Annotated in this window: 23 protein-coding genes and 1 tRNA gene; 17 read left to right on the forward strand and 7 right to left on the reverse strand. The window is 43.5% G+C overall.

Features of this window, described 5'->3' with window-relative positions; all coding sequences use genetic code 11:
* Positions 1–169 precede the first annotated feature (169 nt).
* The 8 genes from ybgC (at position 170) to nadA (ending at position 6,713) form a co-directional block, all read left to right on the forward strand.
* Entirely contained in the window at positions 170–589 is a 420-nt protein-coding gene (ybgC, locus tag AACQ42_RS05465) for a tol-pal system-associated acyl-CoA thioesterase (RefSeq protein WP_017042272.1), read from the forward strand.
* Positions 579–1,262, forward strand: a complete 684-nt coding sequence (gene tolQ, locus AACQ42_RS05470; protein WP_013856573.1) for a protein TolQ — start codon at positions 579–581, stop codon at positions 1,260–1,262. Before ybgC ends, tolQ begins: the two co-directional genes overlap by 11 nt.
* Before the next feature lie 3 nt (positions 1,263–1,265).
* Positions 1,266–1,709, forward strand: a complete 444-nt coding sequence (gene tolR, locus AACQ42_RS05475) for a protein TolR (protein ID WP_013856574.1) — start codon at positions 1,266–1,268, stop codon at positions 1,707–1,709.
* 12 nt (positions 1,710–1,721) lie between these two features.
* Positions 1,722–2,792: a cell envelope integrity protein TolA gene (tolA, locus tag AACQ42_RS05480; protein ID WP_094165360.1), complete on the forward strand. Its 1,071-nt coding sequence runs from the start codon at positions 1,722–1,724 to the stop codon at positions 2,790–2,792.
* 27 nt (positions 2,793–2,819) lie between these two features.
* Entirely contained in the window at positions 2,820–4,157 is a 1,338-nt protein-coding gene (tolB, locus tag AACQ42_RS05485; RefSeq protein WP_088718023.1) for a Tol-Pal system beta propeller repeat protein TolB, read from the forward strand.
* A gap of 30 nt (positions 4,158–4,187) precedes the next feature.
* The gene (gene pal / locus AACQ42_RS05490) at positions 4,188–4,727 is read left to right on the forward strand and encodes a peptidoglycan-associated lipoprotein Pal (protein WP_013856577.1); all 540 of its coding nucleotides are present in this window, start codon (positions 4,188–4,190) and stop codon (positions 4,725–4,727) included.
* A gap of 15 nt (positions 4,728–4,742) precedes the next feature.
* The gene (gene ybgF / locus AACQ42_RS05495) at positions 4,743–5,519 is read left to right on the forward strand and encodes a tol-pal system protein YbgF (protein ID WP_017048054.1); all 777 of its coding nucleotides are present in this window, start codon (positions 4,743–4,745) and stop codon (positions 5,517–5,519) included.
* 132 nt (positions 5,520–5,651) lie between these two features.
* Complete coding sequence (nadA, locus tag AACQ42_RS05500) at positions 5,652–6,713, forward strand: quinolinate synthase NadA (RefSeq protein WP_094127168.1); 1,062 nt, start codon at positions 5,652–5,654, stop codon at positions 6,711–6,713.
* A gap of 112 nt (positions 6,714–6,825) precedes the next feature.
* On the opposite strand, the gene AACQ42_RS05505 is transcribed toward nadA, so the two are convergent.
* Complete coding sequence (locus tag AACQ42_RS05505) at positions 6,826–7,407, reverse strand: UPF0149 family protein (RefSeq protein ID WP_017045210.1); 582 nt, start codon at positions 7,405–7,407, stop codon at positions 6,826–6,828.
* Positions 7,408–7,568: 161 nt separating this feature from the next.
* Between AACQ42_RS05505 and AACQ42_RS05510 the strand changes: the two genes are divergently transcribed.
* The 6 genes from AACQ42_RS05510 (at position 7,569) to AACQ42_RS05535 (ending at position 15,097) form a co-directional block, all read left to right on the forward strand.
* Positions 7,569–9,992, forward strand: coding sequence for a hybrid sensor histidine kinase/response regulator (locus AACQ42_RS05510; protein WP_217898937.1), 2,424 nt, complete (start codon positions 7,569–7,571; stop codon positions 9,990–9,992).
* Between the two features lie 237 nt (positions 9,993–10,229).
* Positions 10,230–10,679: an L-alanine exporter AlaE gene (locus AACQ42_RS05515; protein WP_017042265.1), complete on the forward strand. Its 450-nt coding sequence runs from the start codon at positions 10,230–10,232 to the stop codon at positions 10,677–10,679.
* A gap of 168 nt (positions 10,680–10,847) precedes the next feature.
* Positions 10,848–10,935, forward strand: a tRNA-Ser gene (locus AACQ42_RS05520).
* A gap of 188 nt (positions 10,936–11,123) precedes the next feature.
* Positions 11,124–12,158, forward strand: coding sequence for an ABC transporter substrate-binding protein (locus tag AACQ42_RS05525; protein WP_081265504.1), 1,035 nt, complete (start codon positions 11,124–11,126; stop codon positions 12,156–12,158).
* Positions 12,155–13,495 (forward strand): GGDEF domain-containing protein, encoded by a 1,341-nt coding sequence (locus AACQ42_RS05530; RefSeq protein ID WP_094165364.1) that lies wholly within the window; start codon positions 12,155–12,157, stop codon positions 13,493–13,495. The genes AACQ42_RS05525 and AACQ42_RS05530 overlap by 4 nt, the downstream gene beginning before the upstream one ends.
* A 150-nt stretch (positions 13,496–13,645) precedes the next feature.
* Positions 13,646–15,097 carry an NAD-dependent succinate-semialdehyde dehydrogenase gene (locus tag AACQ42_RS05535; RefSeq protein ID WP_026028136.1) on the forward strand — a complete coding sequence of 484 codons (1,452 nt, stop codon included), beginning with the start codon at positions 13,646–13,648 and terminating at the stop codon, positions 15,095–15,097.
* Between the two features lie 11 nt (positions 15,098–15,108).
* On the opposite strand, the gene AACQ42_RS05540 is transcribed toward AACQ42_RS05535, so the two are convergent.
* A complete protein-coding gene (locus AACQ42_RS05540) occupies positions 15,109–15,363 on the reverse strand; it encodes a DUF1496 domain-containing protein (RefSeq protein ID WP_017045216.1) in 255 nt (84 codons plus the stop codon).
* A 28-nt stretch (positions 15,364–15,391) separates the two neighbouring features.
* Positions 15,392–16,285, reverse strand: a complete 894-nt coding sequence (locus AACQ42_RS05545) for a pyridoxal-phosphate dependent enzyme (protein WP_094165366.1) — start codon at positions 16,283–16,285, stop codon at positions 15,392–15,394.
* A 447-nt stretch (positions 16,286–16,732) separates the two neighbouring features.
* Between AACQ42_RS05545 and AACQ42_RS05550 the strand changes: the two genes are divergently transcribed.
* The 3 genes from AACQ42_RS05550 (at position 16,733) to fabV (ending at position 21,077) form a co-directional block, all read left to right on the forward strand.
* The gene (locus AACQ42_RS05550; protein ID WP_038198255.1) at positions 16,733–17,359 is read left to right on the forward strand and encodes a TetR/AcrR family transcriptional regulator; all 627 of its coding nucleotides are present in this window, start codon (positions 16,733–16,735) and stop codon (positions 17,357–17,359) included.
* A gap of 55 nt (positions 17,360–17,414) precedes the next feature.
* Positions 17,415–19,697 (forward strand): acyl-CoA dehydrogenase, encoded by a 2,283-nt coding sequence (locus AACQ42_RS05555; RefSeq protein WP_026028135.1) that lies wholly within the window; start codon positions 17,415–17,417, stop codon positions 19,695–19,697.
* Positions 19,698–19,874: 177 nt separating this feature from the next.
* Entirely contained in the window at positions 19,875–21,077 is a 1,203-nt protein-coding gene (gene fabV / locus AACQ42_RS05560; RefSeq protein ID WP_026028134.1) for an enoyl-ACP reductase FabV, read from the forward strand.
* Positions 21,078–21,198: 121 nt separating this feature from the next.
* Here fabV and AACQ42_RS05565 read toward each other — a convergent pair whose 3' ends face one another.
* The 4 genes from AACQ42_RS05565 to AACQ42_RS05580 form a co-directional block, all read right to left on the reverse strand.
* On the reverse strand, positions 21,199–21,597 hold the full coding sequence (locus tag AACQ42_RS05565; protein WP_094165368.1) for a hypothetical protein: 399 nt from the start codon (positions 21,595–21,597) through the stop codon (positions 21,199–21,201).
* 328 nt (positions 21,598–21,925) lie between these two features.
* On the reverse strand, positions 21,926–22,108 hold the full coding sequence (locus tag AACQ42_RS05570) for a hypothetical protein (RefSeq protein ID WP_010319035.1): 183 nt from the start codon (positions 22,106–22,108) through the stop codon (positions 21,926–21,928).
* A 172-nt stretch (positions 22,109–22,280) separates the two neighbouring features.
* Positions 22,281–23,258 (reverse strand): tetratricopeptide repeat protein, encoded by a 978-nt coding sequence (locus AACQ42_RS05575; RefSeq protein WP_094165370.1) that lies wholly within the window; start codon positions 23,256–23,258, stop codon positions 22,281–22,283.
* A 105-nt stretch (positions 23,259–23,363) separates the two neighbouring features.
* Positions 23,364–24,047 (reverse strand): DUF2786 domain-containing protein, encoded by a 684-nt coding sequence (locus AACQ42_RS05580; RefSeq protein WP_094165372.1) that lies wholly within the window; start codon positions 24,045–24,047, stop codon positions 23,364–23,366.
* Positions 24,048–24,093: the final 46 nt, after the last annotated feature.

Raw genomic sequence — 24,093 nt, forward strand, 5'->3', positions numbered from 1 at the left:
GTATGAATAACCTGTCGAAGGTTGATTAACGACCCACATTAGTGCTGCCTCTTTGAGACAGCACTAATTTTTTGTTTCAAGTTTTGTAAAAGTCCACTCAATGCTTGTACTAACGTCAATGAGTTGCGTTATAGTATCCGCCTAAATCTGCATATGTGTTGGAACCTTTGTGCAAAATACAGCCTCAGCCTTTCATTGGCCTGTAACGATTTACTATGAAGATACGGATGCTGGTGGTGTCGTCTATCACTCAAACTATCTTAAATTCTTTGAACGAGCCCGAACTGAAATGTTACGCGCAGTTGGAGTGTCTCAGCAGACGCTTTTGCAGCAGAACATTGGTTTTGTGGTCAGGCACGTTGACATCGATTTTCTACAAGCTGCACGTTTAGACGATATGCTGACGATAAATACTGTGATTTCGGCATTGAAAAAAGCCTCACTGATCTTCTGTCAAGAGCTCGTCAATCCTGAAGGTAAAGTATTGTGTAAAGCAATAGTTAAGGTAGCATGCATCGACAATCAGAACATGAGGCCAAAAGCGATGCCTCAATCAATAATTTTGGAGTTAACCCATAGTGACTGCTGATATCTCAATTCTCGATCTGTTTTTGCAAGCCAGCTTATTGGTCAAGATGGTGATGCTAATCCTTTTGGGGATGTCTATCGTTTCGTGGGCGATGATCATCAAACGTAGTAAAGTCCTTTCCCAAGCAGAAAAGAACGCTGATGCTTTCGAAGACAAATTTTGGTCTGGTACTGACTTATCCGTTATTTATCAAGATGTCAAAAAGCGTAAAGATGAACTTTTGGGTACAGAAGAGATTTTTTATTCTGGCTTTACCGAATTTGCACGTTTACGCAAGACTAACGCCACTTCACCCGATTTCATTATGGAAGGGACGGGACGTGCGATGCGAGTTGCTGTCGCAAGGGAAGTGGACGAGTTAGAGACCAGTCTGCCATTTCTAGCGACCGTGGGTTCTATCAGCCCATACATTGGATTATTTGGTACGGTATGGGGAATAATGCACTCATTTATTGCGTTAGGTGCGGTGAAGCAAGCGACGTTAGCAATGGTGGCTCCTGGTATTGCAGAGGCGCTGATTGCGACCGCTATGGGTTTATTTGCGGCTATTCCTGCGGTGATGGCTTACAACAGGTTGAGCAATAAAGTCAGCAAATTAGAACATAATTACGCCACCTTTTCTGAAGAATTTCATAGCATTCTTCACCGCCAAGCGATGGCTGGTAGGGAATAGACGATGGTGGGTTACCAGCGTAAAAAGCGCAAGTTGACAGCTGAGATTAACGTTGTCCCTTATATCGACGTTATGCTCGTGTTGCTGATTATTTTTATGGTGACATCGCCGTTTGTCACTCAAGGCGTTGATGTCGAGCTTCCTAAAACCACCACTTCAAAGTCAGCGGCTGAGCTGAAAGGTGATAGTGATAGTAGTTTTATCATCGTGGAAATAGATAAAGAAGGTCGTCTCGGGTTGAGCGTAAATAATGAAGAAGTCGAGCGGGGTCTTTCGCTGCAAGATGTGATCATTAGAGTCAAAGCTGAATTGTCGTTGAAACCGGATTCACCGGTTGCGGTTGGCGGTGATGCTGCAACGCCTTATGCAGAAGTGATACTGGTTCTGGATGAATTGAATCGTGCGGGCATTTCAAAAGTAGGTCTGCTAACCGAAATTAAAGGATAGTTTGTACTGTTCATGAAAGATCATAAATCCAAAAAAAGCGATTACAAAAAGCCCATCATTATCTCGGCTGTTTTGCATATAGTGTTGATCATTGCTTTGTTATGGGGTTCGGATTTTAGCCTAACTAAGCCCGAGCCTGCAGGGCAGATGGTTCAAGCTGTGGTGATTGATCCACAACTGGTACAAAAACAAGCCCAGCAAATTCGTAACCAGCGTGAAGCTGCTGCCAAAAAAGAGCAGGATCGGCTGGATAAGTTACGCCGCGAAAGTGAGCAGTTGGAAAAAAACCGCAAGGCGGAAGAAGAGAATATTCGCCAACTAAAAGAGCAACAAGCTCAGGAAGCGAAAGCGGCCAGAGAAGCTGAAAAGCAACGTGCCGAAAAAGAACAAGAGCGTAAAGTGGCAGAAGAACGAGCTCGTAAAGAAAAAGAGCGAGCGGTAAAAGCGGAAACGGAACGTAAGATAAAAGAAGAAGCAGTAAAAAAAGCAGAGCAGGAGCGCATCGCTAAAGAGGCTGAAATTGCGAAAGCGGAAAAAGAACGCATTGCCCGTGAAAAAGAGGCAGAACAAGCTAAAGAGAAAGCTCGTAAAGAGCGGGAAGCCGCAGAGCGAGCCGAGAAAGAGCGAATAGCCAAAGAACAAGAGGCGAAGAAAGCGGCCGAAAATGCAAAAAAAGAGAAAGCACGTTTAGAGAGATTGGAGCGTGAACGCAAAGAACAAGAAGCGGCGCTGAATAACATTTTTTCTGGGTTAGAAACAGAAGCCGAGCAAAATAGCTCAGCTCGTTCTCAATTTGTAATGAACGAAGCTCAGCGGTATGGAGCAATCTATACGCAGCTCATTCAACAAAATTTGCTGATTGAAGACAGTTTTAAAAGTAAACAGTGCAAAGTGAACCTACGGCTCATTCCAACGGGAACTGGAGCAATAGTCGGTAATCTAAGCATTATTGATGGTGACTCAAGGTTATGCGCGGCGGCAAAACGTGCTGTGGCGCAGGTGGGGACGTTTCCGCTGCCCAAAGATGATCTTGATGTAGTCAATCAATTGAAAAACATTAATTTAACTGTAGAACCAAATTAAAAGGAAAAGCTTGTGTTAAAGCGATTGATGTTAGGATGCTTACTTGTCATCGCAAGTAGTGTACAGCTCGCCAACGCCGCATTGGAGCTTGTGATCACCGACGGCATTAATTCAGCAAGGCCGATTGCTATCGTACCGTTTAAGTGGGAAGGCAAAACAAAATTACCGCAGGATGTCTCTGCGGTGATCGCGTCAGACTTGCAACGTAGTGGTAAATTTAGCCCGATTGCGACCAGCAAAATGCCACAAACGCCTTACAATGAAACCGATGTGAAGTTTGATGCTTGGACCAGTATTGGTGTTGATGCTTTGCTCACAGGTAGCATTACGCAAAATGCAGAAGGTAACTATGTCATCAACTACCAATTGGTAGATGTAGTGCGTGGTCAACTGACACAAGGCCAAAGCAAAGCATTAAGTAACGATGGACAGTTGGTGCTTTCTAAAGATCATGTTTTATTCAATAAAGTTGCCACCGTACCAGCAAACCGAATGCGTGAGTATGCGCATCGAATTTCAGATTTGGTCTATCAAGAACTCACGGGTGATAAGGGTGCGTTTCTCACTCGTATTGCCTACGTGGTGGTCAACGACGATGAACAATATCCTTACCAGCTAAGGGTTGCTGACTATGACGGTTACAATGAACGTTTGGTACTTCGTTCAAAACAGCCTTTGATGTCACCGACTTGGTCACCTGATGGTAAGCAACTGGCGTATGTGAGCTTCCAAAACGGCCAAGCAGAAATATTCATCATGAATATTTATACTGGTGAAAGAGAGAAAGTGACCTCGTACCCACGCCATAATGGGGCACCGAGGTTCTCGCCAGATGGGAAAACCCTTGCTTTGGTGTTGTCTAAAACGGGTAGCTTACAGGTTTATACTCTGGACTTGGCAACCAAGAAGCTGAAACAAATAACGAGTGGCAGATCAAATAATACAGAACCGTTCTGGCATCCTGATGGTAAATCGCTAATATTTACTTCGGATCGGGGTGGTAAACCACAGATATATCAAGTAAATTTATCAGACGGTTCTACCAATCGTCTAACATGGCAAGGCAGCCAGAATTTAGGTGGACAAATAACGCCTGATGGTCGATTCCTTGTCATGGTAAACCGAAGTAATTCGGGTTTTAATCTGGCGAAACAAGATTTGGAAACTGGTTCAGTGCAAATTCTAACAAAGACTTTGCTCGATGAGTCTCCAAGTATTGCACCCAATGGTGGTATGGTCATATACAGTTCTATTTATAACAAAGCGAATGTACTTTCGATGGTGTCTATAGATGGGCGTTTCAAAGCTAGATTACCGGCAACAAATGGTCGCGTTAGGGCTCCTGCGTGGTCTCCGTTTTTATAGCAAGTAAGTATCAAAAAGTAAGGAAAAAAAATGCAACTTAATAAAGTTCTTAAAGGGCTACTGATTGCGCTACCAGTACTTGCAGTAACTGCATGTAGTTCAAGCGATGAAGCAACAAACGCTTCTGGTACTCAAACTAATCAGTCTACTTCAGGTTCAGCAAATAGCGTTGATACAACTGTAGTTTCTCCAATTGATGCGAATGGCCAACTCTCTGAACAAGAGCTAAAGGAACAAGCTCTTCGTGAAACTCAAACCATTTATTTCGCATTTGATAACGCGACAATTGCTGGTGATTACGAAGATATGCTTGCTGCACACGCAGCTTACCTAAGCAAAAATTCAGCAATGAAAGTTACCATCGAAGGCCATGCTGACGAACGTGGTACGCCTGAATATAACATCGCGCTAGGTGAGCGTCGTGCACAAGCTGTAGCGAAATATCTACAAGCGCTAGGTGTACAAGCTGACCAAATCTCGATCGTTAGCTATGGCGAAGAGAAGCCACTTCTTCTTGGTCAATCTGAAGAAGTGTATGCGAAGAACCGCCGCGCGGTTCTCGTATACTAATCGAGGAATCGCCTCATGTTCAGTAACTTAAAGCGAATTGTAACGCTTACGTTACTGGCAAGTGCAGCGGGTCAAGTACTCGCTGCACCAGCTCCAGTATCCGATCTTAGCAATAGCTCTTCAGCAAGCACATCTCGTGCTCAACAATCATCATCTGAATCTAATGTACAACGTCTTGAACGTCTGCTTGAAAACCGTAATAGCGTTCAACTCAAAATGCAGCAGCAGCTCGATGATATGGCACTTGAAATCAGCGAACTACGTGGCCAGTTAGAGCGTAATAGCTACGATATGCAGCAAATGTTGCAGCGTCAGCGTGAACTCTTTATCGAGTTAGATCGCGTACGTGGCGAAATGAAGAATACAACCACAAGTTCGTCACAGCCGACAACGGACACTGATATTGCAGGAACGTTTAGCAGCAATGTTGATGAACAAACTGCCTATCAGAATGCGGTTGATTTGATCCTGAAGAAAAGGGATTACAGTGGTGCTATTGCAGCGTTTCAACAGTTTCAAAAAGATTATCCAGATTCTAATTTTGCGTCTAATGCCCATTATTGGTTAGGGCAGCTCTATTTTGCGAAAAAGCAGGATAAAGAAGCGACGCAAAGTTTTGCCGCCGTGCTCACTTACAGTGACTCCAATAAACGTGCTGATGCGCTGGTTAAGTTAGGTGATATTGCCAAGCGCAATAATAATACTGCGCAAGCAAATAAGTATTATCAGCAAGTTGTGGATGAATACCCTACAAGTGCGTCTGCCAAGGTTGCTAAAGAGAATTTGAATTGATAACAATTTGAGTTAATAAAAAGAGGCCTTGCGGCCTCTTTTTCGACGGCACTATTTTATGAATCGCTTTTGATCCTTCGTTAGGTGCGGTGTACAATGCTCGGATTCTTGGAAGTGCGTAGAGCAAGAGCAATGAGCCACATATTAGATACGATTGAAACTATTTATCCATTTCCGCCAAAGCCCATTCCACTGACGGTTGAGCAAAAACAAGCCTATACAGCAAGTATCAAACAACTCTTAAAAGAAAAAGATGCTGTATTAATTGCGCATTACTATACCGATCCTGAAATTCAAGCTCTCGCTGAAGAAACCGGCGGTTTTGTTGGTGATTCATTAGAGATGGCCAAGTTTGGTAATCGCCATCCTGCCAGTACATTGATCATCGCTGGTGTGCGATTTATGGGCGAATCAGCAAAAATCTTAACTCCTGAAAAACGCATTTTAATGCCAACGTTAAAAGCAGAATGCTCTTTGGATCTGGGGTGTCCTGCCGATAAATTCACAGAATTTTGTGATGCACACCCAGATTATACCGTTGTTGTGTATGCAAACACATCGGCGGCGGTCAAAGCTCGTGCCGATTGGGTGGTTACATCGAGCATTGCACTTGATATTGTTGAGCACTTAGATGCGGAAGATAAACCCATAATTTGGGGGCCAGATCGCCATTTAGGCTCATACATCGAGAAAAAAACGGGCGCAAAGATGTTGCTCTGGCAAGGTGAATGCGTAGTTCACGACGAGTTCTCTGCCGATGCATTGCGTAAGATGAAAGCACTGTATCCTGATGCAGCCATCCTTGTGCATCCAGAATCACCAGCCAGTGTGGTAGAACTTGCGGATGCTGTAGGCTCTACAAGCCAGTTGATTAAGGCAGCAAAGTCCTTACCTCAACAGAAAATGATTGTGGCGACCGATAAAGGCATCTTTTTTAAGATGCAGCAGTTAGTCCCTGAGAAAGAATTGATTGAAGCACCGACGGCAGGGGCAGGGGCAACATGCCGAAGCTGCGCGCATTGTCCTTGGATGGCGATGAATGGTCTTCGAGCGATTGAGTCAGCTCTTATGGAAGGCGGTAAAGATCACGAAATTTTCGTCGATGAAGCTGTGAGAGTGAAATCACTCATCCCATTAAACCGTATGTTGGATTTTGCTGAACAGTTAAATTTGCAAGTTAAAGGGAATGCCTAATTCCTTTCGGCGGTAGTGGATGAAAAAAGGCTCTTATTTAGAGCCTTTTTTATCGCAAGCAAATTGATTTGAAATTAACGTTATTCGAAAATAAAACTATTCAAAAACAAAGTTATTGCTCTAGTGCCAACTGAGCGCCGCGTTGCGTTAAGCCACACAACATCACCGGTATGGCCTGATAGATTTCTTCAAACTGGTCGAGTCCTTGCATACCTTGTTGAGAAAGTGTTGCCAAGGACGTCTCCGGATCATAAAGCATACTCAGCGAAAGGAGCACGCCCCCAAGTAGCGCATTATCTTGGCTATCTTCAGGCATTAACGTTTCCCAATCATCACGCGTAAGTTGCCAACCTTGAAGAAAACCTTCACAAAAATCACGGACATGTTCAGTCACTATTTCTTGTTCATCGAGTGAGCAACCAGTAGGCCAGCTCCATTGATTTTCGAGCAAAGCAGGGCGATAGTCATTCCACATTTCAACGATCAGTTGGAAATAGGTTTCTAGCTGTTTGCCTTCGCTAAATGGCGCGATCTCTTCTCCCCCCCATAGAAAAGGGAGCCATTCCTCTGGCGGGAGCAAGTTAGGCGCTGACGCCATGGATGCGACAAAACCTTGAGTTTTGGCCTCATTAAGCAATTTATCTTCTAGTTCGGGTTGGGTAAGGAGTTCTTGTAAATTCACAGCAGATCCCATCAGTTGCCGAGTGTATTTGCAGCCATTTTAACGTTAAAGCGATACAATGTGCGAATTTTGCTGATAATTTGTTGGCTTTAGTGAGGTTTTACAACAATCAACATATTGCTCGCTGAGATTGTTCACTATAATTTGCACAAAAGAAAAAATTGAAAGGATTTATGAGAGCACCTATTTCATTGAAGAAGAAGAGCATTATCGCCCTTTCTTTTTATCTTTGCTTTTTTATTGCGATCACTGGCACCGTCACTTATTGGGTTGTCGAAGCGCCACTACGAGCTGAATTAAAACAGAATTTAGATCTTCGTGCAGAAGTGTTATCAGCCCAAATTCGCGAACCTCTCAACCGTTCTATTGGTGTGCTCCAAAGCATTGTGAGCCTTGGGCAAGCTGCAACCAACCAAGCTGAGCAAGACAGAATGCTCTCTTCGCTGTTCACTATACTTGATGATGTTGTCGTCAGTGGTGGGCTATGGCCGAAACCCTACAGTATTAATGCATCTCAGCGATACAGTAGCCTGTTTTATAATCGGGCCGCTGACGGTCAAGTCGACAAATTGCATTCTTGGAACAATCAAGAAGCGCATGGTTACGATAACGAAGAGTGGTACAACGCAGTAAAAGAGAAGCCTGTCGGTAGTGTGGTATGGTCAGAAGTCTATGTTGATGCCTATACGCACGTTCAGATGATCACGGCTTCATCGCCCTATTACGTTAACGGTGAATTTGCTGGAGTAGCAACAGTCGATCTGTCATTGGCGGGGTTAGCCACATTTATTGCCAGTCAAGCGGAGCTTTATAACCTTGGCGTATCCTTAAGTGATTCGGGGGGCTCCCTGATCACTGAACATAATTTTATAATACGTGAAGAAGCTAACGTAAGTCATTTCGGTTTTGGTGATTTTGAATGGCGAGTTGATGTTATTAATGCCCATCGGTTAGTGAATGACGAAGTGTTTGATCTGGTGATGAATGTCGAACGGAGTATCATTCCAATCCTTTTAGTGTGCGTTATGATCGGTTATTACTTGATCAATCAATATGTGATCAAACCGATTACCATGATTGCCAAAAAAGTGAGTGATTCTAAACAAGGCGGTATTATTGATATGCCGTATCGAAGCCAAGATGAGATACGCCAGCTTATCGATTCATTTAACCAAAAAACCGTTTATCTTGAAGCGGAAAAAGTGAAAGCTCAAGCTTCCACTCAAGCCAAAAGTGCCTTCTTAGCAACCCTGTCACACGAAATCAGAACTCCAATGAATGGTGTTTTAGGAACCGCGCAAATCTTATTGAAAACAGAGCTTTCCCCAGAACAGAGGCAACACCTTAATAGTCTGTATGAGTCTGGCGAGCACATGATGGTGCTGCTTAACGAAATTCTCGATTTCTCCAAGATTGAACAAGGGCGATTAGAACTTGATAACACCCGTTTCCCCTTGGATTCACTGATTGGTAGTATTAACAGTGTTTACCATACCTTATGCAATGAAAAAGGACTGCAGTTTAGAATTTACAGCGATATTGTTCACGATCGCTGGTATTACTCAGATAAAGCACGATTGAGACAGATTCTGTTTAATTTACTGAATAATGCGGTTAAGTTTACCTCTCACGGCTTTGTCGAAGTGACTCTAAAAGAGCAGCAGATGGAAGATAAACGGTATCTTTCTATTCGGATACGGGATTCGGGGATAGGTATAGCAAAAGAAGCTCAGGAAAAAATATTCCGCCCATTTGAACAAGCTGAATCATCGACGACAAGGCGTTTTGGTGGAACGGGGTTGGGCTTAGCAATTGTAAAACAAATTGTAGAGCTAATGGATGGGACAGTCACGGTAACCAGTGAGTTAGGAATTGGTACCAGTTTTCACGTTATGCTGGCGATAGAAACAGCGACGCCCGGGACCATTGAAGTCAAGCCACGTCGCAAGCTTAATTACCAAGGACTGAAAGCTCTCATTGTGGAAGATAACCGGACCAACTCTATCATCATCGAAACCTTTATGAAGAATAAAGGGTTTACATGCGATTGTGTTGAGAATGGTGAATTGGCAATTCAAGCGGTTGTTGGCGGGAATTATGACCTGATATTGATGGATAACCATATGCCCGTAATGGATGGCGTAGAAGCGGTGTCTGCGATTCGGATCTTAGTTGGGGAGCAACGTAATGTGCTCATTTTTGGTTGTACTGCTGATGTTTTCAAAGAAACTCGTGAGCGAATGTTGTCGGCCGGCGCTGATTATATTGTCACCAAACCCATTGATGACAATGAATTAGATGATGCTCTTTTCCAATTTGTCGAAAAACTGTATCAATATCATCCAGAGTCCTCTATGCCGCTAAAGATAGGCTCAGCAGAGGAATCATTGGTGACGTTTTATATGGCCGTGGAAGATCAAAACATAGAACTTGCATTAGCCATGATTCAACGTTTGATACAACAGTTGCCGGAGATTGAAAATACTCATATTCATCAAGTGTTAATCGATACCCAAACAAGCTTAGAAAAACAGCAGTTACCTACACAGCAGCAAGTCGATTTGCTAACGGTATTGCTTTCCGATTTTTGTAATTAAATAACCATTTTGAGATTTAGTAAGAATGCGTTGTAACAGGAATTTAAAGAATAGCGTTAGATTCTAGTTTCCGATTCAAAATTGGTTATAAATTTACCTAAGTTAATTAAAATTGGTCACTAAATCTACAAAATATGTGTTCTAATTCCCTCATTATCTAGCTTGTTGTTATTTTCTAGGTATCTGTATTGCTGATTGGCATATTTAATAGTTATATCTATTGTGTAGAGGGAAGTAATGAAAGCTCGTGGCCCATTTTGTATTCGTCATGCTGCGGCGGACACATTTGCAATGGTTGTTTTTTGTTTTATATCAGGCATGATCATTGAAATTTTCATCTCTGGAATGACCTTCGAACAGTCGCTAGCATCACGTACACTGTCTATCCCAGTTAATATCGCAATAGCATGGCCTTATGGCGTATTTCGTGACTTTATTCTGCGCCAGGGACGTCAATGGTCTGAGACTGGCTTAATGAAGAATGTCTCGGATTTGGTTGCTTACGTTCTATTTCAATCTCCGGTCTATGCCGCCATTCTATGGGCTGTAGGCGCATCTACAGAGCAGATCATAACCGCAGTATCAAGCAATGCCATTGTGTCGTGTGGAATGGGCGTTCTCTATGGCTATTTTTTAGATATGTGCCGCCGTTGGTTCCGTGTCCCTGGTTATCATCGTAGCGCCTAACCGTGACACTCACTGAAGAAAGGCTTGTATTGAATTTCATCAAATAAGTCAATAAGTAGTCAAACGAACCAAAGTGGTGGGCTTTTTTATTATTTTGGCTTGACCTAATCCTATAGAATCATTAAATTAGCGCCTCGTTAGCCAAATGCGCTAACCACAATATAATTTGGTGAGTTGTCCGAGTGGCTTAAGGAGCACGCCTGGAAAGTGTGTATACGGCAACGTATCGAGAGTTCGAATCTCTTGCTCACCGCCATATTCTAAACCGTAGACGATCGTCTACGGTTTTTTTGTGCGTAAAATACCATGTTAACTCAAGCTTAACTCACTGTTTAATCTAAACAATCTCAATGCATCCCCTGCTAAAAGTTATTAAATAGCCATTCACTCAAAAATAATCCCAATTCAGAGCTAAACTGTCATATATAAAACTAATTTCACTTATTGGCTATGGTTACGAAAAAGCACAAAGCTCAGACCTTTCATAAAGTTGCAGTGGCTATTGTTGTATTGGTAGTCACTATTGCTATTTTTAATAGGCAACTTGGTCATTTTTATGATGCTAGCCGTGTTGAAGAGCGTAAAGCAGTAAGAATAGCGGTTTCGCAAACGCCACTCTCTTCCTCCTTTATTATTGCCGAAAGTTTGGGTTTTTTTGAACAACAAGGGGTGAATGTCGAACTCGTGCCCTGTTCTGGAGGTGTGGCCTGTTCTCAAGCTTTGTTTAGTGGGAATGTAGACTATGCGACTGCCTCTGAGTCGGTGGTTATGTTTAAGCTTTTCCAGCGTAATGATTTTGCACTATTAACCAGTTTTGTTGAGTCAGATAACGATTTAAAGCTGCTCACGTTAGAGCGATTAGGCATTGTTAACTTGAGTGACTTGGAAGGTAAAAAAGTAGGCATCGTTAAGGCGAGTGCCAGTGAGTTTTACTTTGATTCATTGTTGATTGCCAGTGACCTGAAAGAGATGGCTGTTGAAAAAGTCTATTTACCACCAGAAGCGCTAAATGACTCATTATTCTCCTCGCAAGTTGATGCTATTTCTGTTTGGGAACCTTACGGTTATAAAACTGAAACCTCTGCACCATCCGATGTATTGAACCTTGGGCTATCTGGTATTTACCATTTGTCATTTAATTTACTTTCGATGAAAGCAACCGTCGAAGAGGCGCATGACGAGATAGTGGCAATATTACGTGCATTAAAAGAGGCTAATGAATGGATTAACCTCAATCCTGAACAATCAAGAGAAGTGATTGCACAGGCCTTAAATATTCCGTTACCCCAACTCGAGTGGTCTTGGAATGATTATGTATTTCGTTTGTCGTTAGGTAATGCACTTTTATCTAACTTACAGCTTCAAGCAAGATGGGCGATTGAGGCTGGTATGGTTACGGGCGACAAGCCGGATTTTCGGACAGTGCTTGCTTCCAAGCCGATCGAGGAAGTGCTACGTACTAAGGTATCGATAAAATGATCAGTTCGATTGTACGTAAATTGACATTATTGTTCGCATCCACGGCATTTCTAATCCTTTTGATCACTTTTTCTCTGTGGGGCTTACTTAAAGAACAAGAGCAAACAAAAAAAGATCTAGAAGATATTATGCAGATCCAATTGAGTGTGGATTTGTTGCGTAGCCAACTTTGGATTTTCCTGCAGTATTCTGATGTATCAAGTTTGGACCAGGTTGATATTGCTCAGCAAAGCCTCTCCAAGAGACTGCTTAATCATAAGATGATGGGCAAACATATCGAAAACTTACAACGCATGAATACTAGCCTTGCCGTCTTACTGCAACAAGAAAAAAAGCTTACTCATCAAGATGCTGAAGCAAAAAGCAACTCTCTAATCAGCGCGAAAGGGCTGTTACATTCACGTTACAATATGCTTGTGCAAAATATGACTGAAGAGTTGTTTTACTTACAAAAATCAGTCTTAGCAAAAAGCATTGAGAGTCAACAAATGACCTTGATGTTGAGTGCACTGAAAATATTATTTTTTTCAATCTTAGTGAGTGGCATTGCGTGGTTGATTTTGAAACGTTTCAAAAGAGGGTTTGCGTCAATTAAACAAGGTATCCTAGCTTTGACGTATGGTGACCTTGAAAGCAAGATTGAACCAGTTAATCTGGATATTGAATTTGTTGCTTTGGCTGATTTCTTTAACCATATGAAGGTCTCACTAAAAACGACAACCGTGACAAAAGATGAATTGCAATTAGAGGTTGAGCGACAAACCTCAGAGTTAAAAATTCAAAAAGATCAGCTTCAGTTTCTATCTGAACATGATTCGTTGACGGGGCTACTTAATCGGCGAGCGTTTGAAAAGTTGTTGGATAACGCCATTATTAAAGCCAACAGGACTAAGGTGAAGTTAGCGCTGCTTTTCATTGATTTGGACAATTTCAAAACCATCAACGACACTCAAGGCCACTGCGCGGGAGATGAAATTTTAAAGCAAATCGCGATTCGCTTAGAGGCCAGTATCCGCCAATCTGATTTTTCGGCAAGGCTTGGAGGCGATGAATTTGTAGTGTGCCTCGATCTGATTGATGAGTACGATTTTGTCGCAGAGAAAGTCAAGCAAATCATCAAATGCTTAGGGCTGCCCATTGAGTTTGAAGGGCAAAGCCTAACCGTTGGTGTTAGTGTCGGTATCAGCTACTTCCCCTTACAAACTAATAGTATGCATCATTTAATGGCCTTAGCTGATGAGGCGATGTATCAAGCTAAAGAAGTGGTGGGTAACACTTATTGTCAAAACATTGATCCCTTAAGGGGAGTTTTTACAGTGGAAGACGTGGTGAGTTAACACCATTTTTCTGCATAGGGAGTGGCTGTGTCGAGCTTGATGCATGAGTAGATAGTCGCAATCCCTGAATAATACCGTTTATCAATTGAACCTGACTCAGTTTCCTTTTACCCTGTTCTCTCCCCCTTATTCATCGCTAGGAGCATTGTCATGCAGCTTCGTGATCCTCAACTTTTTAAACAACAATGTTATCTCAATGGTCAATGGGTTTGTGCATCCAACTCGCTCACCTCAACCGTTTACAACCCTTATGACGGCACTCTGATTGGAACGGTTCCGCAGCTAGATAGTGCGCAAGTTCAACAAGCGATTGAGGGTGCAGAGTTTGCGCAGAAACTGTGGAAAAAACAGCCAGCGGCGGACAAAGCGAGAGTGCTTAGAGCTTGGTATGAATTGATTGTTGAACACAGCGATGATCTGGCACTGATTTTAACCAACGAGCAAGGCAAACCTTTAGCGGAAGCGAAAGGTGAGATCAGCTATGCTGCCAGCTTTGTCGAATGGTATGCCGAAGAGGCAAAACGAGCTTATGGTGAGCTTGTCCCGAGTCATAAAGCGGATGCAAGAATACTGGTATCGAAAGAACCTATTGGTGTGGTTGCTGCGATCACGCCTTGGAATTTCCCTGCGGCTATGGTGACTCGTAAATGTGCTCCAGCGATTGCGGCTGGATGCGCAGTGGTACTCAAACCAGCACCAGATACGCCTTTTACTGCTCTTGCTTTGGCGGAATTGGCGCATCGTGCTGGGCTTCCCGCTGGCTTATTGCAAGTGGTGACCGGAGAGGCAATCGCAATCGGGCAGCAATTAACCAGCAGCAAAGTGGTACGGAAACTCTCATTTACTGGCTCAACAGGAGTGGGGAAAATATTAATGGCACAGTGCGCGCACAACATCAAAAAGTTGTCGCTCGAGCTGGGTGGTAATGCTCCTTTTATTGTGTTTGATGATGCCGACATTAATGCCGCCGTAGAGGGTGTGATGGTGGCGAAGTTTCGTAACGCTGGTCAAACTTGTGTCTGTGCCAATCGAATCTATGTGCAAGAGGGCGTGTACGATAAATTTGTTAAAAAATTGGTTGATAAAGTCAGCAAGCTGATTGTGGGAAATGGGTTGGAATCAGGCGTAACAATGGGGCCTTTAATCAATGATGCGGCGGTGGCTAAAGTCAAATTACATATTGCGGATGCCACCGCGCAGGGCGCTTTAGTGCAATATGGCACTCTGCCTCAAGCCGGTAGCCGCTTGTTTGAGCCTCACGTATTAACTGAGATGACAGAAGAGATGTTGGTGGCTCAAGAAGAAACCTTTGGCCCACTTGCACCTTTGTTTCGTTTCACTCACGAAGAGGAAGTGATTGAACGTGCAAACCACACGGATTCTGGATTAGCTGCATACTGCTATACGCAGTCATTGGCTCGGGCTTGGCGATTGAGTGAGGCTCTGGAAGTCGGCATTGTTGGTATTAACGAAGGTTTGATATCAACTACAGTCGCACCGTTTGGCGGCATCAAAGAGTCAGGTCTTGGCCGCGAGGGAGCAAAACAGGGGCTAGACGAATATTTGGAAGTGAAATACACCCTAATGGGAGGCTTAAACTAACCTTCCTCTCACTATTTTTGTTGAGTCAGTAACCCCCATCTTAAGGGGCCATTGGTTTCAAAATCATTGGCCTCTTGGCAGATCATATACAGCTCACCGACTTGGATCACTGCACCGATAGAATAAGCTTGGTCCTTATAATAGCAAACACGTTGCAAAGCTTTACCTTCTGTAGCCACCACAACCGGTAGCGAAGCGGTATTGATTACTTTCGTGTAGCCAAAGCTAGGAGCAATCAATAATAACCAAACACAGTACTTCAGCATGGTGTATCTCCTATTTATAGTGAGGTAGTTAATCAAATTGCCGCTGATAGCGGGGCAGCATACTTTCATTACCCAGTAACCCACCTTGATGAATATAAATCACCGTTTTTTCTGGATGAGCTTCCATCCAAGGTAACAAACATTGCCACATCATAGGGTCATACAACAGATCAAATTCCACATGAGTCTGCTCAAGTAGATTTTGCCACATCCGATAATCGGCTTCGTACAATCGTCCAAAGTGATGCTTTTTCTCTGTAGATATAATCGTAGGGTACTGGCGCTCTTCAAGCTCGTCAAATTGTTGGATGAGGTAGTCATTTCCCCCTACACAAGCACAGGTCAGAACCTCAATGCCGTGCGGTTTTAGATATTTTTGCAGGTAGATCGCAGTGGTTCCTGTCCCGGAGGGCAACGCAACGACGAATTGCGTTTTTGTCTCCATTCTCATCCAGTTGAGAATTTCTAGAGCCAACTGCTTAATGCCCGTTTCGGCCACCTTTGAGCGACCGCCTTCCGGTACGACTAAGCATGAAGCATCAGGCTGGCGGATCGTATCAATATACTGCTCGGGGGCCATTATATTGATGGGGCTAACTTCGATGATGTGCGCTCCTAAATCCAGTGCACCACGATAGTTGCCAATCGGCCTTTGTTGTAACCACGTTGGAATGTGGTCTACATAAAACTCAAATTTCCACCCTTTAATGCGCGCAAGAGCTGCCAGAGAATAGAGAGCATTCGACTGCGCCGAACCATAGCTGATTAAAGTGCTGATGCCGGGGAGATCGCTATCCAATAACGCCATGAACTTACGCGCTTTATTTCCGGAAAAATGGCTGTGAAGTTGATCATCACGTTTTAAATAGAAGCGGTTATTGGCAAAAGTATGTTGTGTTATGGGGGTGTCAGACAGTTTCATGATGATTTTCGAGCAGAAAAGGGCCGTAGTATATACTGACCTGAGTAAAAATTGCAGTGTTGGCCGATTTTATCGCTCGTCAGTTACTGCTTTGCCTCTCATGCGGCAAAAAAAAGCCCAGAGCAAAAGGCGCTGGGCGGATACAAATAAACATAGGAGTTAATAAGAAAAAGCAGCATATCGGTAGTTACAGTAAGAAGAAAAATTTGACGGCCTGTAAAATTCTTAATGCTCTGCTAACTACACTTATTGAGACTGAGCATTTCACAATCAGTTCCATCTCAAAGCCATTTTTTTCAATTTATTTTTAAAATATTTATCTTTCATTAGCTTACTTCTATTTTACTCTTCAGCTCCGATCATTTCGTAAAAATGTGATGTTAATTGCTTGTTAATCAATTGTGTCGATAGTATATTTCAAACACCTGTTTGATACGAGTGATTGAAATGGCACCAAGAAGTAGTACCAAAGAAAAAATCCTAGATGTTGCAGAGGGATTGTTTGCTGAACATGGCTTCAACGATACATCGTTACGAGCTATCACCAGCAAAGCTGGAGTAAATCTAGCCTCGGTTAACTACCATTTTGGTGATAAGAAAACGTTAGTGCGTGCAGTGTTGAATCGTTATTTAGAAGCATTTATGCCTGCCGTTCAACAAGCGCTGCAGGAGTTAAACTCCCAAGATGAATATCAAATGTCGGAAGTGTTTGAGTCATTGCGTACACCATTACGTGCGTTGAATGATGTTAGGCCCAATGGTACCAGCCGTTTTATGTTGTTGATTGGTCGCGGCTATACCGATGTGCAAGGTCATTTGCGTTGGTTTATCACCACACGCTACAACGATGTATTGTCACTGTTTACTCAGTCAGTGATGAAGGCGAACCCAAAACTGACGCCTGAAACTCTATTCTGGCGTTTGCACTTCACGCTAGGCACGTGTGTTTTTACCATGGCGTCGAGCCAAGCATTGGCTGAGATTGCCGAAAGTGATTTTGGCAACCAAGTGGATGCCAAAGCCGTCGTCGACTTACTTATTCCTTATTTAGCCGCCGGCGTTGCGGCTGATTAACCCAATTAAATCTATTATAAGAAGTAACAATCCAAGCGAACAAAAGGATCTGATCATGAGCTCTCTACGAAGAAAATGGATAAGCGACCCCGCCTTTAAACTGTTTAAGCAAGTTTTGCCTCCGTTATCGGAGACAGAAAAAGAGGCGATGGAAGCGGGCAGCGTTTGGTGGGATGGTGAACTGTTTTCAGGTCGTCCAGACTTTACCAAGCTGCATCATTACCCAAAACCAACCTTGTCAGATGAAGAGCAATCTTTCATTGATAATGAGTTGGAAACGCTGCTGTCCATGTTAGATGACCATAAAATCGTGAAAGAAGATCGCGACTTGCCAGCGGAAGTGTGGACGTTTCTGCGTAAAGAGCGTTTCTTTTCTTTGATTATTTCAAAGGCCTACGGTGGTCGTGAATTTTCCGCACTCGCCAACTCCACCATAGTGTCACGGATTGCGACGCGCAGTATCAGTACCGCTGTTACAGTGATGGTGCCAAACTCCCTTGGCCCGGGAGAGCTCCTCTCTCACTACGGTACACAACAACAGAAAGACTACTGGCTTCCTCGCTTAGCTGACGGTACGGATATCCCTTGTTTTGCGCTGACCGGGCCAGAAGCAGGCTCCGATGCTGGCGGCATTCCTGATCAAGGCGTGGTGTGTTACGGCAAGCACGAGGGCAAAGAAGTCCTTGGGATTAAACTCAGTTGGAATAAGCGTTATATCACGCTGGCTCCGGTTGCAACTGTGCTAGGCCTAGCTTTCAAACTCAGTGATCCTGAAAAACTTCTAGGCGATAAGCTCGATATCGGTATTACCTGCGCGTTGATCCCTGCTAATCACAAAGGCGTGGAAATTGGCGAGCGACACGATCCACTCGGCCTTGCGTTTATGAACGGCCCAACGCGTGGTCAAGATGTTTTCATCCCGATGGATTGGCTCATCGGTGGTGCTGACTATGCGGGTAAAGGCTGGCGCATGCTGGTGGAATGTTTGTCGGCAGGGCGTGGTATTTCATTACCCGCACTTGGTACGGCGATTGGTCACTTAACTTCGCGCACGACAGGTGCATACGCTTATGTGCGCAAGCAATTTGGCATGTCAATTGGTAAATTTGAAGGGGTAGCTGAAGCACTGGGCCGTATCGGTGGCTTAACTTATTTGCTTGAAGCGACACGAACCTTAACCACAACCTCGCTCGATTTGAAAGAAAAGCCGGGTATAGTGACCGCCATTGCCAAATATCATATGACAGAAATTGCGCGCACAATTTTAAATGATTCGATGGATATTCACTCTGGTCGAGCGATTCAAGATGGACCAATGAACTACCTCGGAACACATTATCTTGGTATCCCGGTCGCAATTACGGTTGAAGGGGCCAATATCCTAACTCGCAATTTGATGATCTTTGGCCAAGGTGCCACTCGCTGTCACCCTTATGTTTTGAAAGAGATGGAAGCGGCGGCTAATCCTGATACAGAGCAAGGCGCGAAAGATTTCGATAAGCTGTTGTTTAAGCACATTAGCCACGCGACCAAAAATACCTTTGGGGCGCTCGGTGCTGCATTAACGGGTTCGCGCTTTGTCAAAGCGCAGATGAGCGGCCCAACAAAAGCGTATTACCAACAGTTGACGCGCATTAGCCGAGCACTTGCCGTGAGTGCCGATTTCGCTATGTTGACGTTAGGTGGCGATCTTAAACGTAAAGAGATGATCTCAGCGCGTTTAGGTGATGGTTTGAGTTATCTGTACATGGCTTCAGCGACCTTGAAAAAGTATGAAGATGAAGGCCGCCAACAAACCGATTTAGATTACGTGCACTACGCGGTGCAATATTGTTTGTACCACGCGGCTAAATCTTTGCAAGAGGCGTACAGCAACTTCCCCAACAAAGTGGTTGGGCGCTTACTTAAAGTGTTGGTCTTCCCTTTGGGCAACCATTATGACAAACCTAGCGATGAGCTGTCGGTCAAACTGGCGGAAAGCTTAATGACTCCTGGAGCACATCGAGATCGTCTCACTCATCTTTGCTACATTGGGCCAGAGGAAGACGATAGCGTTGGCTTGATGGAAAAAGCGTTTTTGGCGATGTACGGTATCAGTGCACTTGAGCGCAAGCTGTTCCGCGCAGCCAAAGAGGGTAAAATTGCGCGTAAAGGTGCCCTGACTGAGCGATTGGCTCAAGCCTTAAGCGAAAATGTGTTGACTCAAACTGAAGTAGACCAAATTTTGGCCGCAGACAAACTGCGTTATAAAGCGATTCAAGTTGATCACTTTAGCCATGACTTGAGCGAGGTGATGACCAATAAGCCGGGAAAGCCAAAGCTTAATCATGTTGCTTAGTCGCGAATATCGTTACTAAAAGTGTGACCATATATCAGGGCATCCTAGTCGGGTGCCCTGATTTTTTGAGCCACGAGAGATCCAACCACTTGCAATTTCTGCCTGTTTTTAAAGAAATAGGGTGAGATCTTCGAGCGAAACTTTTATCCTAGCGGAGATTTTTGAAGGAAGTTGAATATGATCATCAAACCTAAAATTCGTGGATTTATCTGTACGACAACGCACCCTGTGGGTTGTGAAGCTAATGTAAAAGAACAAATTGCTTACACCAAAGCACAAGGCCCTATCAAAAATGCACCGAAACGTGTACTTGTTGTAGGCTCATCCAGTGGCTACGGCCTTTCGTCTCGTATTACCGCCGCTTTTGGTGGAGGTGCTGCGACTATCGGTGTTTTCTTTGAAAAACCGGGCACGGATAAAAAACCAGGCACCGCCGGTTTTTATAACGCAGCCGCGTTTGACAAGCTTGCTCACGAGGCGGGTTTGTATGCTAAAAGCCTAAATGGTGATGCATTTTCTCACCAAGCAAAACAGAAAGCGATCGAGCTAATCAAACAAGACTTAGGTCAAATTGATATGGTGGTTTACTCGCTTGCTTCACCAGTGCGTAAGTTACCTGAAACTGGCGAACTGATTCGCTCATCATTGAAACCGATTGGCCAAACATACACCGCGACAGCGGTTGATACCAATAAAGACATCATCATTGAAGCCAGTGTTGAACCTGCAACTGAGCAGGAAATTGCAGACACGGTAACGGTTATGGGTGGTCAAGATTGGGAGCTGTGGATCCATGCACTTGCTGAAGCTGGCGTATTGGCTCAAGGGTGTAAAACCGTGGCTTATAGCTATATCGGTACTGAGCTAACTTGGCCAATCTATTGGGATGGTGCGCTAGGTAAAGCGAAGATGGATTTAGACCGCGCCGCATCGGCACTGAATGAACAGCTTTCTGTACTAGGTGGTACGGCTAATGTGGCCGTTCTTAAATCGGTTGTTACTCAAGCCAGTTCAGCTATTCCTGTTATGCCTCTTTACATCGCAATGGTGTTTAAGAAAATGCGTGAGCAAGGTGTACATGAAGGATGTATTGAACAGATCTATCGCATGTTTAGCCAACGTCTTTATAAAGAAGACGGTAGTGCGCCGGAAGTAGATGAGCAAAATCGTCTGCGTCTGGATGACTGGGAACTGCGTGAAGATATTCAAAAGCATTGCCGTGAGCTTTGGCCACAGATCACTACTGAAAACCTAAAAGAGCTGACGGATTACGTTGAATACAAAGAAGAATTCTTGAAGTTATTCGGTTTTGGTGTTGATGGCGTTGATTACGAAGCCGATGTCGATACTGAAGTGGCATTCGATGTAATTGATATCTAATCTATTGATGTCACAGTGACACAATAAGATGTTCTAATCTCAAAGGTCTAGCCACAATGCTAGGCCTTTGCTGTTATGGAGGGTAATACAGCATTATTCACCCTCAACAGCATTTTCTCGATCAATGGAACGGTTGCTGTTTCCCTGCAACAAAAAACACATTACAGTGGTGCTCGGCCGCTAATTGCTTGAGTAGGTGTTGGTTGATAGGCTCAATAGTATTTGACGCGATTATCGCACTGGCATTTCCGGAGCGGATAGCTTTAATCACAATCTCTAATTCCGATAACGTTTGAGAGGGTTTCATGTGGATCACTCTGTCGCAATGTATATTGAAAGAAGCAAACTGTTCATACTGTGGTCGAGGACATTCAGAGGTGAATAAGATCCACTGTTGTTGGTGCTGGGATAGCTTAGCAAGCTTTGACATCATGGCTTGTTCAATCGTATTTACTGAGCGATGGGCATTAGCCAAAGGGTACTGAGCTGATAGTTGAGAAGCGAAATTTACTTGAAGCATAACACTGTCCTTTCATACATGCTGTATGTGTATACAGTATTTGAGTTGTAGATACTGATCAAGTTTTTTTTGCTGGATTTATCAGCATAACCAAGCTTGAATTCGTTAGATTTTGTTTTAATTTATTGATTAATAATTATTTTTAGCAACAAATCAAATTGTTCAAAGATAAAGCGACATTGTCTGTTTTGTGATCAATGTAAGTATCCTCGTAACAGTGCCTCGTCACTAATTAGATAAGTTGTCATGGTCGTTGAAATGGTTGTGCTTTAAAACAGGCAGTAAAAAAGCGCCGTTTTGGCGCTTTTTCATGTATAGCTATTGATGCCTAATGTGACAGTGACTGTCGATCTCGAAATGCTTGCTCTGCAATATTAAACTGCCTGACATCCATGCGCGCAAACTCATTGCAACTTTCACATGAGTGATGCGATTTCCCATCAATATATTCGTGTTTTATTAATAGCTTTGGTTGTTTACACCAATCGCAAATACCTTCAATCGTAAACATGTTTTCTCCCCACCTAGAAGATTTAGGTGCAATTTTCGCGGCGCATTATCCCATATAAAAGAGAATTAAGTTAACTATTTGTTACTTTAAGTGAGATGGAGATCGATTGCGTTGTCTATCTTTAGCGAGTGTTTTAATCGCGAGCGGTAATATTTTGCATTAAAAATAACATTTACTTAACGTGAGGTAGGATGATTTTTAACGCACCATTGAGTCGTTTCATTTCTTCTTGTGAGCCTTGAAGATCTGGGTGGTATATTTTGCACAGTTGCTTGTAGCGAAGCTTGATGCTTTTTTCATCGGGAAGTTCACTGAGTTTAAAGCCAAATAATGCACAGGCTAATAGTAATTTTTGATCCTGAGATTGAGCAACATGATTGTTTTGCAGTCTTTTGATCTCTTTGAATAAGCTTTCAAGCTGCCTTTTTTGCTGCTTGATCATAAAGGCTTGCGATTCGATTTCTTGCTGGTGTTGACTATTTTTATCGTGTTGTTGGGTCTTACGTTTTCGGCTCCAGAAGCGGAAAAGATAGATAAGCATCAAAAGGAGTACCACCAGCAACAACAGAGATAAGTAATCCGTCATGATAGAGCTTGTCGAGTCGAGCTCAACGGGTGCAGTGCTGACCACCATGTCAGCTTCATCGCTGCTGTCAAAAGCGCTGTCTAATTGGCTGATGGAGGAGACTTGTTTTGCACGTTGTTGATTGAATTTTTCTTGCAATACACGGGCATAACCCTCTTCGGCTTGGCTACTCTTACTTGCCGCAATGCGATACCATATTTCTGATAATTCTAACGCTGAGGGTGGCGAAGGGAGTGTTTCGTACGTTCTAGCGAGTTGTAATTGAGCATTCACATCGCCGCTAGTGGCTAAGTCTGTCAGCCAAAATAGAGCTTGAGGGATGTCTTTTGGGGTTCCTTGTCCCTTTAAATAGAGATTGGCTAGCCTAGATTTGGCTAAGGGGTGTCCATTCTGCGCCGCTTGCTGAAACCAATAAAACGCATTGTTTAGGTTAACAGCAACTTTGTCCCCTTGCTGATAAGCCAGCGCCAATTGATATTGCGCATTTGAGTTTTGTTGCTGAGCTTGGGCAGTTAGCTCAGCAACAGGAGAAGCCAGTACTAATGAGGAGAAAAACAGGCACAAACTAAGGACAACTCTCAAATTTTCACCATGTTTTGTGGGGCTAATTTCTGTTCAAATAGTAGCGCATTTCTATCGAATGCACAGAGCAGAATAGCGCATTAATGGTTATCTAAGACGTTTTGGATCAGGTGCGCCATCAATCGGTCGGTTTACAGATACTTTACGGCCTTTTTTTAACCCAGTTTCGTAATCCGCGGTAATATTTTTCATAGCATCACGCAGCTGCTGCTTGAAGGTTTCACGGTCAATATTTTGAAACTCTTTATCAATGTAATTATTGATTTTGTTATTGGATTCATCATCGGCGGTGATCACTGGAAGCTTTTCTAATGCCCCTTCAATCCAACCCGAAACGAATGAATTGACGCGCCGTGTGACTTCCATGCTGGAAGTGCCACTGCCCGCGAAACTATTTCGAAATTGGCCTGTGTGCTCGTTCATTTCTCGGTAAATGATATCAAAAGCGAATGCGGCAAAAATAGCGCGATCGGCCTCACCAATAAACTCAACACGTTTGAGTCCTTTATGATTGAGTAGCACCGCTTCTACACCAAACTTAGTATTGATACCGCGGATCACTCGTAGTAGTGATGAGGTGATGGATGCGGGTAGTAAATGGGTTGATTGGGTTTTGCCCATCTTGATAAATTCGATGTCATCTTTATCAAGCCCATACTTCAGCATCAGGCTATGCGCCATCTTGATGGCATTGGCCGCTTCATTCACATTCGCGGAATTACCAAGTTCAAGACATTTAGCGATCTTCTTTAGAGCTTTCTGTTTATCCATTAATTCGCAAATACAATTCTACAACTTCAGAAAAGTCCGACATTTT

The organism is Vibrio sp. V12_P9A6T4 (genome assembly GCF_963874835.1).
In the GTDB taxonomy this organism is placed as follows: Bacteria; Pseudomonadota; Gammaproteobacteria; order Enterobacterales; family Vibrionaceae; genus Vibrio; species Vibrio anguillarum.

Bases quoted from the DNA above. Each gene is read 5' to 3' on its own strand.
- pal (WP_013856577.1), top strand. From the start codon at position 4,188: ATGCAACTTAATAAAGTTCTTAAAGGGCTACTGATTGCGCTACCAGTA.
- AACQ42_RS05570 (WP_010319035.1), bottom strand. From the start codon at position 22,108: ATGTTTACGATTGAAGGTATTTGCGATTGGTGTAAACAACCAAAGCTA.
- AACQ42_RS05565 (WP_094165368.1), bottom strand. From the start codon at position 21,597: ATGCTTCAAGTAAATTTCGCTTCTCAACTATCAGCTCAGTACCCTTTG.
- AACQ42_RS05505 (WP_017045210.1), bottom strand. From the start codon at position 7,407: ATGGGATCTGCTGTGAATTTACAAGAACTCCTTACCCAACCCGAACTA.
- AACQ42_RS05545 (WP_094165366.1), bottom strand. From the start codon at position 16,285: ATGAAACTGTCTGACACCCCCATAACACAACATACTTTTGCCAATAAC.
- AACQ42_RS05555 (WP_026028135.1), top strand. From the start codon at position 17,415: ATGAGCTCTCTACGAAGAAAATGGATAAGCGACCCCGCCTTTAAACTG.
- fabV (WP_026028134.1), top strand. From the start codon at position 19,875: ATGATCATCAAACCTAAAATTCGTGGATTTATCTGTACGACAACGCAC.
- ybgF (WP_017048054.1), top strand. From the start codon at position 4,743: ATGTTCAGTAACTTAAAGCGAATTGTAACGCTTACGTTACTGGCAAGT.
- AACQ42_RS05550 (WP_038198255.1), top strand. From the start codon at position 16,733: ATGGCACCAAGAAGTAGTACCAAAGAAAAAATCCTAGATGTTGCAGAG.
- AACQ42_RS05510 (WP_217898937.1), top strand. From the start codon at position 7,569: ATGAGAGCACCTATTTCATTGAAGAAGAAGAGCATTATCGCCCTTTCT.
- tolB (WP_088718023.1), top strand. From the start codon at position 2,820: ATGTTAGGATGCTTACTTGTCATCGCAAGTAGTGTACAGCTCGCCAAC.
- AACQ42_RS05540 (WP_017045216.1), bottom strand. From the start codon at position 15,363: ATGCTGAAGTACTGTGTTTGGTTATTATTGATTGCTCCTAGCTTTGGC.
- AACQ42_RS05580 (WP_094165372.1), bottom strand. From the start codon at position 24,047: ATGGATAAACAGAAAGCTCTAAAGAAGATCGCTAAATGTCTTGAACTT.
- tolR (WP_013856574.1), top strand. From the start codon at position 1,266: ATGGTGGGTTACCAGCGTAAAAAGCGCAAGTTGACAGCTGAGATTAAC.
- AACQ42_RS05535 (WP_026028136.1), top strand. From the start codon at position 13,646: ATGCAGCTTCGTGATCCTCAACTTTTTAAACAACAATGTTATCTCAAT.
- AACQ42_RS05515 (WP_017042265.1), top strand. From the start codon at position 10,230: ATGAAAGCTCGTGGCCCATTTTGTATTCGTCATGCTGCGGCGGACACA.
- tolA (WP_094165360.1), top strand. From the start codon at position 1,722: ATGAAAGATCATAAATCCAAAAAAAGCGATTACAAAAAGCCCATCATT.
- AACQ42_RS05530 (WP_094165364.1), top strand. From the start codon at position 12,155: ATGATCAGTTCGATTGTACGTAAATTGACATTATTGTTCGCATCCACG.
- nadA (WP_094127168.1), top strand. From the start codon at position 5,652: ATGAGCCACATATTAGATACGATTGAAACTATTTATCCATTTCCGCCA.